Source organism: Pseudomonas azerbaijanoccidentalis, assembly GCF_019145495.1.
GTDB classification, from domain to species: Bacteria; Pseudomonadota; Gammaproteobacteria; order Pseudomonadales; family Pseudomonadaceae; genus Aquipseudomonas; species Aquipseudomonas azerbaijanoccidentalis.
Map to the genome: position 1 here is coordinate 54,293 of NZ_JAHSTU010000014.1, position 16,771 is coordinate 71,063.

General features: G+C 60.1%; 18 protein-coding genes. All 18 read left to right on the forward strand.

What is annotated here, in order from left to right; all coding sequences use genetic code 11:
- The first annotated feature begins 2 nt into the window (after positions 1–2).
- Positions 3–389 (forward strand): hypothetical protein, encoded by a 387-nt coding sequence (locus KVG88_RS30310; protein WP_217873571.1) that lies wholly within the window; start codon positions 3–5, stop codon positions 387–389.
- Positions 386–1,180 carry a hypothetical protein gene (locus KVG88_RS30315; protein ID WP_217873572.1) on the forward strand — a complete coding sequence of 265 codons (795 nt, stop codon included), beginning with the start codon at positions 386–388 and terminating at the stop codon, positions 1,178–1,180. The genes KVG88_RS30310 and KVG88_RS30315 overlap by 4 nt, the downstream gene beginning before the upstream one ends.
- Before the next feature lie 2 nt (positions 1,181–1,182).
- The gene (locus tag KVG88_RS30320) at positions 1,183–1,458 is read left to right on the forward strand and encodes a hypothetical protein (RefSeq protein WP_217873573.1); all 276 of its coding nucleotides are present in this window, start codon (positions 1,183–1,185) and stop codon (positions 1,456–1,458) included.
- 114 nt (positions 1,459–1,572) lie between these two features.
- The gene (locus KVG88_RS30325; protein WP_217873574.1) at positions 1,573–1,998 is read left to right on the forward strand and encodes a hypothetical protein; all 426 of its coding nucleotides are present in this window, start codon (positions 1,573–1,575) and stop codon (positions 1,996–1,998) included.
- Positions 1,995–2,291, forward strand: a complete 297-nt coding sequence (locus KVG88_RS30330; RefSeq protein WP_217873575.1) for a hypothetical protein — start codon at positions 1,995–1,997, stop codon at positions 2,289–2,291. The genes KVG88_RS30325 and KVG88_RS30330 overlap by 4 nt, the downstream gene beginning before the upstream one ends.
- Positions 2,291–3,418 carry a hypothetical protein gene (locus KVG88_RS30335; RefSeq protein WP_217873576.1) on the forward strand — a complete coding sequence of 376 codons (1,128 nt, stop codon included), beginning with the start codon at positions 2,291–2,293 and terminating at the stop codon, positions 3,416–3,418. The genes KVG88_RS30330 and KVG88_RS30335 overlap by 1 nt, the downstream gene beginning before the upstream one ends.
- Positions 3,419–3,421: 3 nt before the next feature.
- Positions 3,422–3,931, forward strand: a complete 510-nt coding sequence (locus tag KVG88_RS30340) for a hypothetical protein (RefSeq protein WP_217873577.1) — start codon at positions 3,422–3,424, stop codon at positions 3,929–3,931.
- A 116-nt stretch (positions 3,932–4,047) separates the two neighbouring features.
- Complete coding sequence (locus tag KVG88_RS30345; protein ID WP_217873578.1) at positions 4,048–5,649, forward strand: hypothetical protein; 1,602 nt, start codon at positions 4,048–4,050, stop codon at positions 5,647–5,649.
- Entirely contained in the window at positions 5,646–6,560 is a 915-nt protein-coding gene (locus KVG88_RS30350) for a hypothetical protein (RefSeq protein WP_217873579.1), read from the forward strand. Before KVG88_RS30345 ends, KVG88_RS30350 begins: the two co-directional genes overlap by 4 nt.
- A 3-nt stretch (positions 6,561–6,563) precedes the next feature.
- The gene (locus KVG88_RS30355) at positions 6,564–9,101 is read left to right on the forward strand and encodes a glycoside hydrolase family 19 protein (RefSeq protein ID WP_217873580.1); all 2,538 of its coding nucleotides are present in this window, start codon (positions 6,564–6,566) and stop codon (positions 9,099–9,101) included.
- Between the two features lie 73 nt (positions 9,102–9,174).
- On the forward strand, positions 9,175–9,492 hold the full coding sequence (locus KVG88_RS30360; RefSeq protein WP_217873581.1) for a hypothetical protein: 318 nt from the start codon (positions 9,175–9,177) through the stop codon (positions 9,490–9,492).
- Entirely contained in the window at positions 9,479–10,864 is a 1,386-nt protein-coding gene (locus KVG88_RS30365) for a hypothetical protein (RefSeq protein ID WP_217873582.1), read from the forward strand. The genes KVG88_RS30360 and KVG88_RS30365 overlap by 14 nt, the downstream gene beginning before the upstream one ends.
- On the forward strand, positions 10,864–11,580 hold the full coding sequence (locus tag KVG88_RS30370) for a hypothetical protein (protein WP_217873583.1): 717 nt from the start codon (positions 10,864–10,866) through the stop codon (positions 11,578–11,580). Before KVG88_RS30365 ends, KVG88_RS30370 begins: the two co-directional genes overlap by 1 nt.
- 49 nt (positions 11,581–11,629) lie before the next feature.
- Positions 11,630–13,993, forward strand: coding sequence for a phage tail protein (locus tag KVG88_RS30375; RefSeq protein ID WP_225934216.1), 2,364 nt, complete (start codon positions 11,630–11,632; stop codon positions 13,991–13,993).
- Positions 13,993–14,526: a DUF4376 domain-containing protein gene (locus KVG88_RS30380; RefSeq protein WP_217873584.1), complete on the forward strand. Its 534-nt coding sequence runs from the start codon at positions 13,993–13,995 to the stop codon at positions 14,524–14,526. The genes KVG88_RS30375 and KVG88_RS30380 overlap by 1 nt, the downstream gene beginning before the upstream one ends.
- Positions 14,523–15,419, forward strand: coding sequence for a phage tail protein (locus KVG88_RS30385; protein ID WP_217873585.1), 897 nt, complete (start codon positions 14,523–14,525; stop codon positions 15,417–15,419). The genes KVG88_RS30380 and KVG88_RS30385 overlap by 4 nt, the downstream gene beginning before the upstream one ends.
- 7 nt (positions 15,420–15,426) lie before the next feature.
- Positions 15,427–16,275, forward strand: a complete 849-nt coding sequence (locus KVG88_RS30390) for a DUF4376 domain-containing protein (protein ID WP_217873586.1) — start codon at positions 15,427–15,429, stop codon at positions 16,273–16,275.
- The gene (locus KVG88_RS30395) at positions 16,272–16,766 is read left to right on the forward strand and encodes a C40 family peptidase (RefSeq protein ID WP_217873587.1); all 495 of its coding nucleotides are present in this window, start codon (positions 16,272–16,274) and stop codon (positions 16,764–16,766) included. Before KVG88_RS30390 ends, KVG88_RS30395 begins: the two co-directional genes overlap by 4 nt.
- Positions 16,767–16,771 lie beyond the last annotated feature (5 nt).

Here is a 16,771-nt window from a genome sequence, read left to right on the forward strand (position 1 = left end):
ACATGGAATTGCGCCGCTACAGGAAGAACCACCGACTACGTGCCGAAAAAGTTGATTCGTCTGTGTTCGTGGCCTTTTGGGCTGATGACAAGTATGTCCACGCGCTGGACCGTGATGGCGTTGAGTGGATGCTGTGCGGCAAGCACTCAATCAAAGAGATCGAGGCCGGTGACCCCCGCGTGACGCGAGCGCACCGGAGTAGTTTGGTACGTGTGAGCGCGATCGATCGCGTCATGTCGCGCAACGAGCTGCGAAAAAACAAGCCTGATTATTTCTGTGTGGTGGGCGGGCGTGAGTTCGGCGTGTCCCGCACCTGCCGGCCTACCCTCTATGCGCAATATCGCGCCTACGTTGCAGAGCACGGGTTTGTGCCGGCGGTGGCAGCATGAAGCGCAGCCGGCATGATGACGATAACCGCGGATTTCTCTTTGCAACGGGCCAGCTGAGCAAGGTTGAACGGACTGGCCAGACCCGCAACTTCGACTACTTCCCCAAGAAGTCCCGCCCGGCTGGCGCCTCGCTGAAGCCGAGCGACGTGCCCGCGTTGGTGGCCAAGGCGCTTGCTGGCGCTGGACCAATCAAGCAAGGGGAGGCCTTTGAGCACTTTCTGGCCGTCGTTTGCGACAACTATCGGTTCCACGCTTTCCATTTCATCATCGCCGCGCCGCGCAGTGTTGGCGGGCGCCGTCGGGCGGTTCTGCTGAGTGAGCGCACGTTGAACGGGAATGTCGAAATGGCTTCGGCCTACGCCACCCGGTTGGTGGAGTACGCCGCCGCGTTGGGCAATCCCCGGGTGATGATCAGCGTATTGTCGTTCTGCTGTGATCTGGCCCGCTGCCTTACCCGCAGTGTGCCAAACAGCATGGAATGGGCAGACGCCAAGGTGCAGTGGCCACCGGAGTGCGAATCGCTGCGTGGCCAGTATCAGGACAACTACGCGTTGGGCTTTGAGCGCTACAAACAGGCTTCAGCCACCAAGGCCATCAAGTGTCCGCCCCTCGACGCGTTGGCGGGTCAGGTGGCGGCCATGTCGCCAAGCATTGACGGCCAGGGGCGCGTAGCTCTCACCCGTCCGGGCGACAGAATGGATCGCGAGCTGGAAGCCTTGTGTCTGCTGTATCTGGACGAAGAGCGCGAACGCTTGGCCGGCGATCCTCGTGCCACTCTGCTGGCGGGTTGATCGTGGATAGCGTCAGTGTAGGGCCGGTGCCGTTGTGGCGAGAGTTCAGGCCAAGCAGCTGGACACGAACCGACGGCGCTGGCGCCTCACAACCGCACGGCTGGGACGATAAGCCCGAGGCGGATTACTGGCTGGCGTGGGCACCGTACATTACCGGCGATCGCAAAGACGTTGGGCACCCGGATAAGGTCATGCGCCGGCGTTTCGACACAAAAGAGGCTGCAATGAAGTACGCCGACAAGACGTGGCCACCGGGAAAGTGGCAAGACAGCGAATAGACCAAGTGCCCCGCCATGAGCGGGGTTTGTTTTGTCTGAAACATGCAAAGTTGCTCGATAGCGCTGGCACGGGTGCCGGGACAATGGGCGCTCTACTGTTCGGAGTGTCTTGTGATGACAGCGGCGACCAATACTCGCAAGCCCCAGCTTGTGGCGCAGGATCAAATAATCATTTTTGAGGGTTTCGAAAGCGTCAGCCAGCTGTGCTTCAGGGCTCCTATCCCTTTTCCCGGCAACAACAGCGGTCCGTTCTCCATGTACGAGACTGTGCAGGGGCATGCGTGGAAGTTTTTCGATGCTGTTAAAGGCAAAAAACTGTCTGCAAGGATCGTATCCGTGCATGGCGAGCGCGAGCAGTACGTGCTTGAAGGGGTCACGATTTTCAAGCCAGAGTCATCTTTTAACTGGGAGTCGCCTCAAGGCGGTTCGCCGCTGGTGGTAAATGCACAGTTGCGCTGGAGAAACGCGCGGCGCATTGATGAATTTTCGGCGTTGCTGGACCTTGCCCTGTTGAAAAGCACGGCGAAAGCGCCTGTATGATTCCCGAAGTCCGGTTTTATCTGGAAGTGCGCAAATTCGCGCTGACTGAGCCGTCGTATTCCACTCGGCGCCAGGTGGTGCGCAGCTTTCCGAGCGAGCGCTACCACCTGCAAATGATGGCGCTGAGGGTGTACGGCGATGCAGCTGAGGTGCTGGCCATTCGGGCAGCTGCTGGGCTGTCGACGGTTGATTCCCCACTGGAAGAGCAGGACGTGGTTCTGCCCACCAAAGAGCACTTGGCCTACCTCAAACAGAAGTCAGGCATTGTCGCTGCCGTGAGGTCCGTTCGCTGATGGCGGCCAAGAAGGGTGTGCGCAGCAGGGTCGTAATCCCGGCGAACAAGGCCAGCGCGGAAGCCCGCAAGCTTTTCGAGGCCGACCGGGCGCAGCGTATTGGCGACCAGAGCGCGATTCTGTCCGCCGACGACATGGCGGGCCTGTATGACCCGAAGCGCGGGCTATTCACCACGTTGGGCGGCGAATTCAGGCCGGTCACCGTTGATGACCTGATTGCGTTCAGGGCCGCGGTGCACGACATCCAGCGCCGGCATGGCCAGCGCAAAGGCAACGTACCGGTCACCGCGGCCCCGGGCGGGATCCTGGCAAAGCAGGTGGTCAACCTGTCGGCGCCGGACGATCGAGCCCGCGCCAGCCGGGAAATCCACACGATCATCCCTATCAGCAACCAGGGCGGTGTGGTGCATATCACGACCAACGCCAGTGCAAAGTCTGACGTCTCCCGACATCACGTCTATGTGCAGTTCCTGGACTACGACAAGGTGCTGGCCGACGGCAACACCACGCTTGAAGCGGCCCGGCGCATGCTGGCGGGCAAGCTGAAGTTTGATTGCGACTGTGGGCGGCACACGTTCTGGTACCGCTATATCGCCAGCATTGGCAGCTTCAACTATGGGCGGCCCGAGGATGGTTTCCCCCGCGTTCGTAACCCCACGCTGAAGGGGATTGCCTGCAAACACGTCATCCGCGTCATGGCCACCATCACCGCGGGCGCGACGTTCAATCTGTTCGCCAAGCGCATGATCGAAAACGGGCGGCGCACCCTCAGCAACAAACGCACGGCAGTGACCGTGAAGGAACAGCAGGCGTTCGTCGAACAGATGGAGCAGGCCCGCAAGCAAGCCAAGCGCGGGACCGTGATCAAGACGTCGGAAGAGCTGAAGACACAGCGCCAGGCACAACCGTCGTACCAGCGACAGCAGGAAGCCCGCAAGGCCAGCGCCGCCGATCGCGCCGCGGTGCGTGCGGCAAACGACAAGTTGCGCCATAGCCAAGCCGCAAAAGTGAACAGGAAGGCGTCCAGCGTCCAGCACCAGGCGCTAACGGCTGCGATGAAGGCCCAAGGCTTCAGTGAGAAACAGATTGCCGCCGCGCTCAGCGCCGTGAACAAGGTAAAGGGATAAGACATGCTCAATAACGTGGCCATTCAGATTAACCGGGCAAACCGTCAGCGCACCCTGCGCGAGCCCAACGCTATCCCGTGCGTCCTCTTTGACAAGAAGGTCACCCGCACCAGCGACGACGAGACTGCTGACGGTTACCCAACCATCGGCCCGTTGGGCGTCATGAGCGATGAGGACGAAACGGCTTACGAATGGGTTGAGGTGGGCGAGGCCATGATTCATTTCGCGCAGGGTTATGCCGCGCCCCTGGGCAACACCTCCGACGACAGCAGCCGCATGGACTATGCAGAAGGCGTGCTTGAAGCGTCGATTGAGCCGCTGGCCGATCCTGGTACCGAAGCCTATGTGCAGCCGGGCAAGCGCATGCTGGTAGCCGTGCTGATGGGGGAAGGCGTGATCATCAACTTTGAGATAGTCGACGTCACCGGCAACGTGAATATCCCGCCCTATACCCGCAAATACCTGCTCAATCCTCGGCCTGATGAGGAAGCGAGCGAGGATCTAAACGAGTAGCCAGAACGGTGCAAACCGGCGCCGGGATGCCCCTGTGGGCGCCTGTACGCTGGAGGTTAATTCAAGCCTCTGTGTGTACCTGAATGGCGAACTCAACTGATCACAAAAAGGGCCTTATGGCTCGCTTGGCCGACGGTGCCCGCAAGGGTGTCGACCTGATCACGGGCGGCCAGCTCGCTGATATGACATTTGCTCAAGCCGCCACACAGGCCGAAAACCGAATGGCGCAGGTGTCTACGTTCGATGCTGATTATGTCGGCATGGAAATGCTGCTGGGCAACGGCGACAAGCCCGTTCGTTCCAGGGCGCAGCTGTACCAGAAATATCACTTCATGATGCAGGAAGGCATGATCAGCACCGCCCTGCGCAACAACGTGCAGATGGCGCTGGGTGGTCACGAGACAACCGGCGAAACGATCTTTCTTGAGCCCAAGCCGAAGATCAGCAGCGCCGATAAAAAGATGCTCGAAGAGCTGGCGCCGATCGTCAAAATGCTCAATGACAGCTGCCATTCCATGGGGGTGAGCGCCACCGGCTTCGGTGATGCCTACGCCAAGCTGTATGTCGTGCCCAAGGAAGGCATTGTGGCGTTTGATCACGAAAGCATTCTGTCGCCGATCGTGCAGCCCTATGTAGAGCTGGGGCGGACGGTGGGTTACGTGGTCAGCCTGGGCGAGAAAATGCAGAGCCGCGTGTCTCCCTTGGAAATGGTCCGATGGAAGATGCCGCGCATGGGGTTTGTGTCCCAGTTCCGCGCCTTGGAAAACGCACAAAAGATCAATCTTGAAGCCAAGTCGCTGCGCGACGTCATGCCCCTGCCGGATCTGGTGGGCGGTTCCCTGCTGGAAGCCGCTGAGCACGATTTCGACAACCTTTATGCCGCCATACGCGGTCTGGTCGGGCAACGTATCGCCAGCTCGATCGAAGAAGTGCTGCTGTCGATGAACTTGGCAGACACCACCAAAGAGCAGCGCGAGCGCATCACCAAGAACACCGTGAAAATGCTCACGGAAATGAAGGCCCGCGCTGAAAAGCAAATCAGCGAGGGCATTTATTCGACGTCCCGTAACTTCAACATCATGCCGGTGTGGAACGACAAGCAGCTGACACAGGTGAGCAGCATTGCTTCCGGTGCCAGCGGCCAGAACCTGGGCGTTGAAGACGTGATGTTTCACGCCAAGAAGCTAGCAGGCACCCTCGGTACCGACATTTCACAGATGGGCTTCGCCGACCTGCTGTCCGGCGGCTTGGGCGATGGTGGCTCCAACCGCACCAGCGCCATGGGTGCCGAGCGCGCCCGGATGCTGCGCACCAGCTACACCAACATGGCCAACGACACGATCGATCGCCATATGTTGGCCAAGTACGGCAAGTGCTGGCCGAACGCCGAACGGCCCTACACGATCAATTTCTATGGCGCGATCGCCGCACTGGAGGCTGAAAAGCAAATCAGCGCTGAACGCGCCATGAACAAGGCCGCGATCCTGGTGCAAATCATGGCTCAGTTGCGTGAGCTGGGGCTGCCGCAGGACACCGTGAGTTACCTGCTGGCCAAGGTGGCGGAAATGGATACCGAAGCAGCGGAAACATTCGCCAAAGGCCTGGCCAACGCCAAGCCACCAGTGCAGCCGGGGTTCGGCGGTGGCGGTGACAACGATATGGACTTGCTGCCGGGTGCTGGCGGTGGCAACAACGACGATGAGGACGGGCAGCAATGAGTAAGCGCACGGGCGTGATCCGCTACAACCTGAACGACAACGGGCGCACCTTCACCGGTCAGACGCGAAAGATCGATATCGACGCGGCCATGCGCTTGTTCAACGGCGCCGCGCTTCAGGAGGCGATCCAGAAAGGCGACATCGTGGGCTATGTGGGCCATCAGTACCGCGAGAAATACAAGCTGGACGTGCCGGAAACGGTGATTGAAGGCGGGGTGCCGGTGGTGCTTGAGCCGGCGCTGCGCACGATCTACATCAAATGCTTGCCAACGGGCGACATCGAGCACGAGCAAGAGTTTTTGGATACCGCGCCGGGCCGGGTGGCGCAGCGCTTGTGGGAAAGCAGAGCCTACGGCTTCAGCTCAGCGATTTTCGCGCCTGAAGAGGGCGGTTTGCGCGTACCGAAAGGCTATTTCGGTATGGACCTGGTGCGGGCGCCCAACTACGACAGCAACCGCGGCTATGCGGTGATGCTCGATAGCGCAGACGCTGGCGCCTTCGCTGGCGTGGACACCTTCGCTTCCGACAACGCGGCGCTGCTGGACTCTGTAGACAGCATGATCAAAGAGTCGGACGCCTTTGCCGCGAGCGTTAGCACCGACCTCCTGAAGCAATACCAACTCAATGACGATCTGATCGAGCAGAACGCGCGCCTGCTGGAGAAGCTGCGCCAAGCCAATATTGAAGCGCCGATGCTTGATAGCGCCCCGGCGGTGATGGAGCGCGGGATTCCAATGGATCCGGGGGGCGCAATGCTCGACAGTGCCAAACGCTTCATGGGGCGCACCGATCTGCCAGGGTATGAGGCGCCACCGGTGAACGATGATGAAGAAAAGGGCGCCATCGCAGCGGTGGCCAGCGGCATGAAAAAAACGCTGTCGGTGGTCAACTCTGTTCTTCGCGGGCACTAAGTCATGGCCCAACTTGATCATGACGCGGCCACGGGCTTCCTGCGCGGTGAGAGCATTGCCGACGAGGTTGAACAGCTCGCACAAGAACTGAAGCTGCTGCGCAGCATTGACGCCAACACCAGCGAGATCGCGCGCCGGCTTGGCCAACTGAGTCAGGGGCGACCAGCGGTGCAACCTGGAGCAGCTGGCTCCCGCCGAGCGCCGATCATTGTCAATAACGCGGCCAACGATCCAGCGGCTGCTCGATCCTCTTCGCGATCGTCCGGCAGCACCAGCGGCGCGCGCAACCGTACAGGTATGGCGGGTGAGCGCATGGCGGCATCGCCGCGCCAAGCTGGCTCCCGGGACGCATCAGGGCGGTTTGTGGGTGGCGCATCGACCAAGGGTGGCGCCAACGAGGGCGCAGGGTCGGAAAGCTCCGCACGGGCGATTGGCAGCTCCATCGCCGACGCTGCGCGCGATATCGGCAGCCGATTGACTGCTGACGTCGACAACGTAGACCCGACCATTCAGGCGGCGAAAGAGCTGAGCGGGATTCTCTCGCCTGCCATGGCGCTGTTTAAACCTCTCGGGCGCCTGTTTGGTCGCAACAAGGACGCACAGCAGACCAAGCAGCACCGGGAGAGTGTCACCTGGCTGCGCCGTATCTGGCGTGGTCAGGCTGACGCCACCAAGGGGCAAGGCCGTGGTGGGATGGGCGGCATGCTGGGGATGCTGCTGGCGATGGTCACGGCGGTGCTGGCGCCATTCAAGGCGCTGGGGCGCATGTTGGGTATGGGTAGAGCCCTGAAGGCAGTCAGCAACCTAATGCCAGGCCGTGGCGCCGCATCAGGCGCGCGGGCAGTGCGTGGTGGCTCACGATCGGGAACGCCTACCAATGGCCCGCCCATTATCGACGGTGGCGAGGGACGCAGCGCGAAGGCCGCCAAAGGAAGTAAGGCTGGCGGTATCAAGGGCGTGGCCAAAAGCGCGGGCGGTGGAGTGCTCAAAGCGGGCAAAGGCCTGTTGCGCAAGATTCCGTTTATCGGTGCATTGATAGGCGGCGCAATGCTGGCTAACGATGCGATGGCAGGGGATGACCCTGAGCTGTCCAAGGACGAGAACAAGAAAAACAAATGGGGGAACGTAGGTAGCGGCATTGGGGGGATCGCAGGCGGTTTGCTGGGCATGCTTGGCGGGCCTGCCGGTGCGATTGCTGGTGGTCTGATTGGCGATCAGCTTGGCGGGATGGTTGGCGAATGGCTGTCGACGGTTGATTTCGATTCGGTTCTATCGAACATCAGCAGCACGTTCTCAGGGTGGGCCGATGGCGCATCCAAGGCAGCCAGCGCGGCATTCGAATTTGTCAAAACAGGCTGGGACGGGCTGGTCACATCGGGTACCAAAGCCATCAGTGGCATGGCCGACTGGGCGCGAGACACCTGGAAAGCTGTCACGGACAAGGTGGCCGGCTGGAAGGACACCGCTGCGGATGCCGTGCAGAGCGGAAAAGATTATGTCGGTGAAAAGGCCACTGCCGTAAAGGATGCAGGCTCCAACGTGCTCTACAAGGCATCGGGCGGCAAATACGGCGGCGGTGGCTCAGCGGCGGCAAAGGATCAGCTGATTAAAGCCATGGATGAGGGCGGTATCACCGACGCCAAGTCGAAAGCCGCCCTGATGGCGAACATGGATCACGAGTCGGGCGGGTTCACGCGCAAAGAAGAGAACCTGAACTACTCGGCCAAGCGCCTGCGCGAAGTGTTCCCCAAATACTACAAGACCGACGAGGACGCCCGCGCCGATGCCGGCAACGCTGAAGCAATCGGCAACAAGGTCTATGGCGGGCGCATGGGGAACGTCAATCCAGGTGACGGCTACAAGTTCAGGGGGCGCGGCGACACGCAGCTGACGGGGCGTGCGCAGTACGAAGCCATGGGTAAAAAGCTGGGTGTCGACCTGGTAAACAACCCCGAGTTGGCGGCTGATCCGAAGTACTCCGCGAAAATCGCCGTGGAGAACTGGAAGAGTTCCGGCGCCGATCGGCTGGCGCAAGCCGGGGACATGACTGGCGCCCGCAAGCGAATCAACGGCGGCACCAACGGCCTGGCGGACGTCAATAGCAAGTATGACGCCTATCTGGCGCAGGCCAAGGCAGGCGACCTGACGCCAACCCGGCGTGCGGATGAACTGAAAGTGGCCGCTCCCACAGGGGTCAACGCGGCGGTATCCAGCACCATGGCTTCGGTGTCGGCACCCAAGAACCAAGCGGCAACCCCGATTGGCGTGATGGCGCCTACGCAGGTGCGATCGGCGGCGGTGGCAAACTCTTCGCTCCCGGTGTCGCTCGCGGCGCCCAAAGTAGGCACCTACGCCCCAGCCGCGGCAGACGCCAGCAAGATGAAGATCCCGGCGGTACCGGAGATCAAGACGCCAACCGGGGGCGGTGGCGGCAAAGAAGGGCCGGCGCAGGTGTCCGTCGAGCTGCCTCTTTCGCAGAACGTGGGCGATCGGGGGATTGCGCATGCCTCGGCGGGCGGACTGGGGATGTTCCCGATTTGACCGGCAAACCGTCGCCAAAGGGCGGCGGTTTTCTTTGCCAAGATGACCGCAAAGCATTCTGAGCGCGTCCGTCATGGCCGAAACGTTAAACACAGACCTGATTTTTCGCATGATCGCGCATTGGTGGGCGACCAAGCCGAACAGTTACCTGGGCAGCACCTACGGCAACCCCGTGGAGGACATGCTGCAAAAGCCTCTCAGTTCACCAGTCGCCGACTGGTTTCTGGCCAAGATGCTCAAAGACATCCCCGTCTTGGGTGCGCTTCCCGCTGGGACCATCAACCTGTACGCAACGCCTGAAGGCGTCGACATCACGAATGTCCATATCGAGGTGGCGGGGCAAACCCTGAACCTTTCGGATCTGTCAGAGGTATCCCGTGGCAATTACTAAAGACCAGTACATTCAGGCCGCGGCCAACGAGATCAGCAACTACCCATCGCTGGCCAAGCGATTCCAGATCGGCGACCCGCTGATTACTCAGGGCCTAGCGTCCATGGCGGCGATGCTGGCAGACCTGGGCACTCAGGTAGAGGTAACGACCGGTGAGGTGTACCTGAAGGCCCGCGACGTCACGGTAAAGGCTGATGCGGCGGTAAAAGGCGTGTTGCCATTCGGTAAGCCCTGCATTGCGGTGGTCACGGTGATCAACAACGGCGCGGCTCCCTTGAGTATTCTGGCCGGGCGCGTGCTGCGTGATCAGAACGGGCGCATGTGGCGCGTGACTACCGGTGGCCAGATCGGCGCCGGCGCCACTGGGAGTATCGTCGCGCGCCAGGTAGAGCTTCGCACCCTCACGCACACCGTCGGGCAAAACACGCCGTTCTACACGATCGAGCTGGCGCAGCCCGATGTCGGCTACATGGCTGAAGTTTCGGTGACCGGATGGGAGTACTCCCCGGAGTTCTGCAACGTCTTGGCCGGCGAGCTGGTCTATCACATTCAGACCGATGAAAATCAGGTGATCAGCCTGGTGTTCGGCGTCAATGGGCTGTCTGGATTGCAGCCGGCCACCGGTTCGAACATCGGCATTTCGATCTACGACACCGAAGGCGACATCAGCCCGAGCAACGGCATGTCGTTCTATTTCGAATACAGCGATGCGATTGAGAAGGCGACCATGGCGCTGTCTGAAGTACTTCAGGCCGGCGAAGCGCCAATGAGCATCACAACCATGCGTGAGGTCTGCTCCTATCCCGGGATCTACAACGAGAACGCAGTTTATCTGTCCAACTTCGACTTCTTGGTGCGTAAAAAGCTGGGCGCCGTGACGTTCCTCAACGTCTGGAACGAGCTGAAAGAGGAAAAGGCGCGTGGGGCGAACCAAGACAACATCAACAGGCTATTTGTGGCCGTGATCAAGGAGGGTGTGAGCCAGCTGGCGCTACAGAACGAAATTGCCGCCATCATCAGCGCCGCCGACAACAGCTACCGCCTCAAGCATGTGCCGGTGATCGAGAAGCCGGTACCGCTAAAGCTCACCCTCTACGTGCCGTCTACCTATGACTCGGCGGCGATCAAACAGGCGGTGCGGGCGCTGATTCTCGAGAACTACGGGCGTCTGTCGGCCTGGGCCAAACGCGGCGAAGCGAAAATGCTCAAGAAAGACCTTTACGAGCTGCTGCGCCAGAACGTGCCGGCGCTGACGCAGCGCATTGCAGATATCTCTGTCGACATGATCGGGGACGATACCGCGGACCTGCCTGAGCACTTCAGGTACGTCACTGAAGAGAGCCTTGAGGTCAACACGGAGACGGCGAACTAATGCAACTCATCCCGTTACAGCGCAGTGCCGAGTACGACGAGATTGAATCGGAATTCAAAGCGTTGTTCCTGAGCCTCTACCACAAAGACCTGAGCGGCCACGTAGTCGATGCCAATACGCTGGGCATGCCTCACCTTGGGCCTGATGCGTTTATCAGTCGAGGGCTCAACAACGACGGGCTGGCGCTACTCAATGACACGACCAGCGACATGACCCGCATGTTGTTCATGGCGTGGCGCTACTTGAACCCCCAGCGCGGCACCAAGTTCTTGGCGTTTTACCTTCGATCGCTGTTCGGTGACGTGTTCACGATCGATCAGCTGTGGTGCGAAAAAGGGGGTGAATACCCTGTAGACGTAATGACCGAGAATGAAATTCAGCTGGCTGGCCGTCAGCTGAGCGACTACTTCCTCACCAGCCGCTTACGTGTGGACATCGAGACAGAAATTGTCCCTGAGCGGATCCTGGCCGCGGCCCGTACCGCTGTGGCCGCCAGATTCGTATTGGATCTTCGCGCCGCACGCCGGGCAGGCCTCAAGATCCCGATTGCTTGCATTGCCTACGGCTTCAACATCGGGCGCGTCACCGGTACCGCGCTCTATCAGCAGCCAGTCATTGAAAGCTACATGACAGTAGGCCCCGGGATTAAGGTCACGGGCGCCACCCTGGCATTCAGCTCGATTGACCGTTTGGACATGCAAACCTTCACAAAATAGGGCCGTTTTTCGGCCTTACGCTTTGCCATAAATAACCGCCGGGGGCTTTATGGCAGATCCTTTAATTCTCAATCCTACGCTGACGCTCGCTGGTCAGGCCGCGGCGTTCAACGCCAGCAATACCGGGATTGAACTCGTCATTGACGGTGTGACGTTCGGGCGGGCGCATTACGATCCGACTGGCAATGAGTTGGCGCTGGTCGATCCTGTGGGCAGCAAAATCCCTTTCGCGGGAGGCAGTCGGCCAACGCCTTACCAGCTGCGTATCAGTAGCGCCTGGAAAGAGGACGTTGGCGAAGTGCCGATCGGTGAGATTGGCTTTTGGGCGGGCGACGTGCTGGTGTTCGTCTGGTCCAAAGCCAACGGGCAAGTCGCGTCTTACAAGACCGATGGCGTCACCTATGTGCTGATGGCGGACCTGGCCTTTGCTCAAGTGCCGGCGAACAGCATCACCATCGTCATCAGCCCTGATGAAAGCGCCGCTCTGGCCGCGCTCAGTGCGCACGAAGGCGCCGCGAACGCTCACCCTCAGTATCTGCTGCGCAAGGACGTTGCGAAGGATGCCGGCCCGCTGATGGGGCTCATGCACGCCGTCGGCAGCGCCGCCAACAGCCTGCTGCTTTCGTTGGATGCGCCTGAGTCGGTTCTGCCGGCCTTAGCGAAGTTTCAACGGTTCCAGTTCACTGCGCTATTCACCAACGGTGCCGGAGGTGTAACAGCCAACGTAGAAGGCTTGGGCGCCATCGCAGTCAAGCGCGGCGGCGACACTGGGCTGGTTGACCTCGATCCTGGCGATATTAAGGCCGGTTCGCTGTACGACCTCAACTTCGACGGCACCTATTTCCAGCTGGGCGGTGGTGTAGGCGGCGGCAAGGCCTTTGAGCGCTTTTCGTTCGTGGCCGGCGTAGGTCAAAACGAATTCACCTTTCCGCATGTCCCTGGCAGTGTCATTGCTCTGCGTAACGGTCGGGAAATCTACGACTTCACGTCAGCCGTGGATGGCTCTAAAGCTACCCTGGCCATCCCCTGCAACATTGACGACAGAATTGAGTTTCTGGCGTTCAAGTCGTTCAAGGTAGCGGACGCCTACACCAAAGCCGAAATTGACGCGCTGCTGCTCACTGCTGGCGCCATGCCTGTCGGTTCCATGTTGCCGATGCCGACCGCCATAGTTCCACCTGGTTATCTTGAAATTGATGGCAGTGTGAAGAGCATTGCGGTCTATCCAGACTTGGCGGCTTACCTGGGGACAGCGTTCAACAAGGGTGACGAGGGCGCTGGGAACTTTCGATTGCCAGAATCGCGCGCCGAATTCCTGCGTGGCTGGGACCATGGGCGCGGCGTTGATGCTGGTCGTGCAATCGGTAGTTGGCAGAAAGGTTCGCTGCAATCCTTCGACCCTTCCACCGCCCAAGCAGCCGTAACCGGGTTGTGGCATAACGCGGCTGACGTTAACGTCGATGCGCTGCATGGCCTTGATAAATTGGTTGTCGCAGATTATCCGGTTAGCCAGGCAGTCGGTGTCGCTTCTGGTACGACAAACGCCGCCGGCGTTGGTTTGGGTGTGACACGGCCACGCAACTTGGCGGTGATGTGGTGCATCAAGGCCTGGAACGCGCCTATCAATCAGGGAAACATTGATATTGCTGCCCTTGCGGCTGACGCGGAAGCAAGCAAAGCGCTCGGCGTTGCTGGGACTCATAAAAAGCTGAGAGCTTCGGCCACCGGTACAAGTGCAATTGTCACCGTTACTGCGGATCAGTTGATTGTCGGTAACGCATTTGATCGAAAATCTCTAAGCGGCGTAAACCTGTCGATCAGCACTGCGGTAGTCGGGGTAAACGGTCTCGATGTTGGCCCGGTGGTTGGTGCTACCTGGTACGCCATTTGGGTAGTTTGGGACGGTGTGACCATAACCGGTCGGCTATCACTTTCGGCCACCGGGCCTTCCGTTCCAGCGGACTATCTGACCGCCCGAGTCGGCTGGATTCGTACCGACAACACGGCCAATAAGTACCCACTGTCATTTGGTCAGGTCGGTAGAACCATCCTTTATGACCTAAGCGCCAACCTTCTAGGCAATCCCGTTATCGCGACAGGCGTAGCAGGAAATATTGCGGGAAGTCCTGCCGGCTGGGTAGAGGCCTCGCTTGTAGCCGTTGTCCCGCCGACTGCCATAAAACTTAGCTGTTATCTGGGGAACTCGATTGGTTCCGGTACCGGCATTGTTGCGCCTACCAACAAGTGGGGTGGTGTCGGGAGTTCTGTCAGCACGCCGTTCATTGTTTCCGCTGGCAGTGCAGCCCCGCAATCGATAACAGCCGACTTCGCGCTTATGGATCGCAAGATGTACTACGCCTCTAACGTCGCGTCGATGACCTTAAACTGCTTGGGCTGGGAGGACGACATTTAATGTCATTCGCAATTAGAAATGATGGTTTAGGCGCTCGCCGCGTAGATGGTCCCGAGGATCTTTTACCTGGTGAGTATTTCAGCGCCGAAATGCCCACTGACACCTCAGCTAAGGACCGGGCGATTGCGTGGGGGTCGATTAAAGCCGAGCGTGATCGCCGCACAGTGGCGGGTTTCAACGTCGGCGGCAAATGGGTGCATTCGGACACGTTCAGTCGTAGCCAATGGCTGGGTTTGAAGGACAACGCCCGTGACGCTCTGACTGCGGGCGGGGGCATGGGTGACACGCTGACCGACAGGCAGGGCGAGCCTATTGCCTGGAAGTTGCTGGACGGGACGTTTGCCCTCGTAACGGCACAGATGGCATTCGACGTGGTGGCCGCCGTGACGTGTTCTGACATGGATATTTTCAAGGTAGCCGAGCAGCACAACGCCGCCATGCTCACCTCTGCCAATCCCGCCGCCTACGACTACAGCACCAACTGGCCTCAAACCTATGAAGAATGGGCCGCCTCCCAGGAGATTGAACAATGAGTCGCGCCGACGATTTAGCCGATATCGAGAGCGGCCTGCTCGCCATGCGCGGGCTGAACAACGCCGTTATCACCGCCGCCAAGGTGCTCACCAACGACGAGACGGGCTTTCTGCTGGTGGATGCAACCGCCGCAGGATTCACCCTGACCTTGCCGCCAGCGAACCGCGCGATGGATGTCCGCGTGCAGCGCGTGGACAACGGTGGCAACCGCCTGGTGATCCAGGCGGCTGGCGCTGAAAGAATCCTGTTTCACACGCACCTTTCGCCTACGGGCTATCCGTTCTTTGTGCTGATGGGCGCCGGGGACTTTTGGCACTTGCGCAGTGACAGCAATGGGAGCTGGCGCGTGCTCGACCGTCTGGACGCCACGCCACTTGGACGCCCTGTGTTTGAAACCACCACCGCGTTCCAGCCGGGTGGCTGGGCCGCCCATAACGGGTTCATCTACAACCGCGCGGAGTGGCCATGGGTTTGGGATCACGCGCAGGCGTCGGGGATGCTGACCACCGAAGCGCTGCGCGCCGGCAAGGAAGGTATGTGGACGCAAGGCGATGGCGCCTCGACGTTCCGCAGTCCAGAGGGTCGCGGCGAATTCATGCGGATGCTCGATGAATCTCGCGGGATTGACGCAGCGCGGGTAGCTGGTAGCGCGCAGATTGGCAGTTTCCTACCTGGCGATAACAACGCCGCGGATGAAGTGATTTACGTCCATACCTCCGGCGATAAGGCCGGCTTGGGCTGGGACACATTCACTGGGGCGCCTGCTTCGGGTTCTGTGCGGTACATGTCGGCTTCTGGAATATCCACCGCAGACCCGACACCGATTTCTTTGCATGGCGGCGCCGCTCGCCCTCGAAACATCGCCTATCCAGGCCGAATCAAACTGATCTGAGGTGTCTATGAGTGCAATTTATTTGATTGGCCTGGCTGGCGTTCTATCTGGTCCTGTGACGCTGGTTGTGGTGCCCGGCATTGGTTGCCAGATGCCAGACAACGGTATCGAGTTGCCCGGCATTCTGCCTGAGCCGGCAGAGGGTTTTGTGTGGGCGCTGGTAGAAGGCGAGCCGGTGTTGCTGGCGGATCATCGCGGGGTGGTCTACAGCACCGCCACCGGCGAGCCTGAGTTATTCAATGAGTTGGGTGAGTTGCCAGCCGGACTTACGCTCGATCCGCGCCCATCGCCAGCACATGCGTGGACTGAGGGGCAATGGCAGATCAGCGCCGAACTGGTGACGCAACTTCACGCCGAAGCCGAGGCGCAAGCCTGGGAACTGATCAAGGCCGACCGTGACCGCCGCAAGGAAGCCGGGTTTAAGGTCGGCAACGAATGGGTGCATTCCGACCTGTTCAGCCGTAGCCAGTGGCTGGGCCTGAAAGACAACGCTCGCGACACTCTGGCCGCTGGTGGATCGATGGAGAGCGCCCTACTCGACAGCGAAGGCGGGCCAATTGTTTGGAAAATGCTGGACGGCTCGTTTGTGCCTGTAACCGCACAAATGGCCTTCGATGTGGTGGCGGCGGTGACTCGCTCCGACATGGCGATTTTCAAGGTGGCCGAGCAACACAACGCGGCCATGCGCGCAGCGGCGGACCCGGCGGCCTATGACTTCACCACCGGCTGGCCTCAAACCTATGCAGAGTCGGCAGAAATCCAGCCTGTAGACCCTGAGACAATTCCTCCTGTTGATCCTGAGCCGGAAACCGACCCGGAATCTCTCCCTGATCCAGAAGAGGAAGCCCCGCAATGATGCAATCGGTACAGCTGCTGTTCACCCGTCGCCGCATGATCGGCAGCCTACTGATTCGGGGCATCACTTGGTCTGCCTTCAGTCACGTCGAAATCGTGATTGGCGACCAGGTGATTGGCGCCAACATGCTGGGAGGCGTCACCCTGACGCCACTCAAAGAGCGCCTGGAGAAATCCAGCTACGCCGCCCTGGTCAATTTCCCGTGCAAGGACGCGCAGGCGATCAAGAACACCGCGCTGAGCAAGCTGGGTGCGGGTTATGACTATGTTGGCCTGCTGGGCATCTTGCTGCACTCCAAGCGCCTGCAATCGAAAGATCGATTCTTCTGTTCCGAGTTCGTAGCGTGGGCGTTCAGTGAGTGCCAGGCGCCTTTGCTGCGTCCGGAACTGGGGGCGCGAATCACGCCCCAGCACCTGTGGATGTTGCCCGCCGCTGCGCAGACGTCCGGTCATCCGCCGTCGTTGCTTGCTCCGCTGCTCGATGCGGCCTAAAGAGG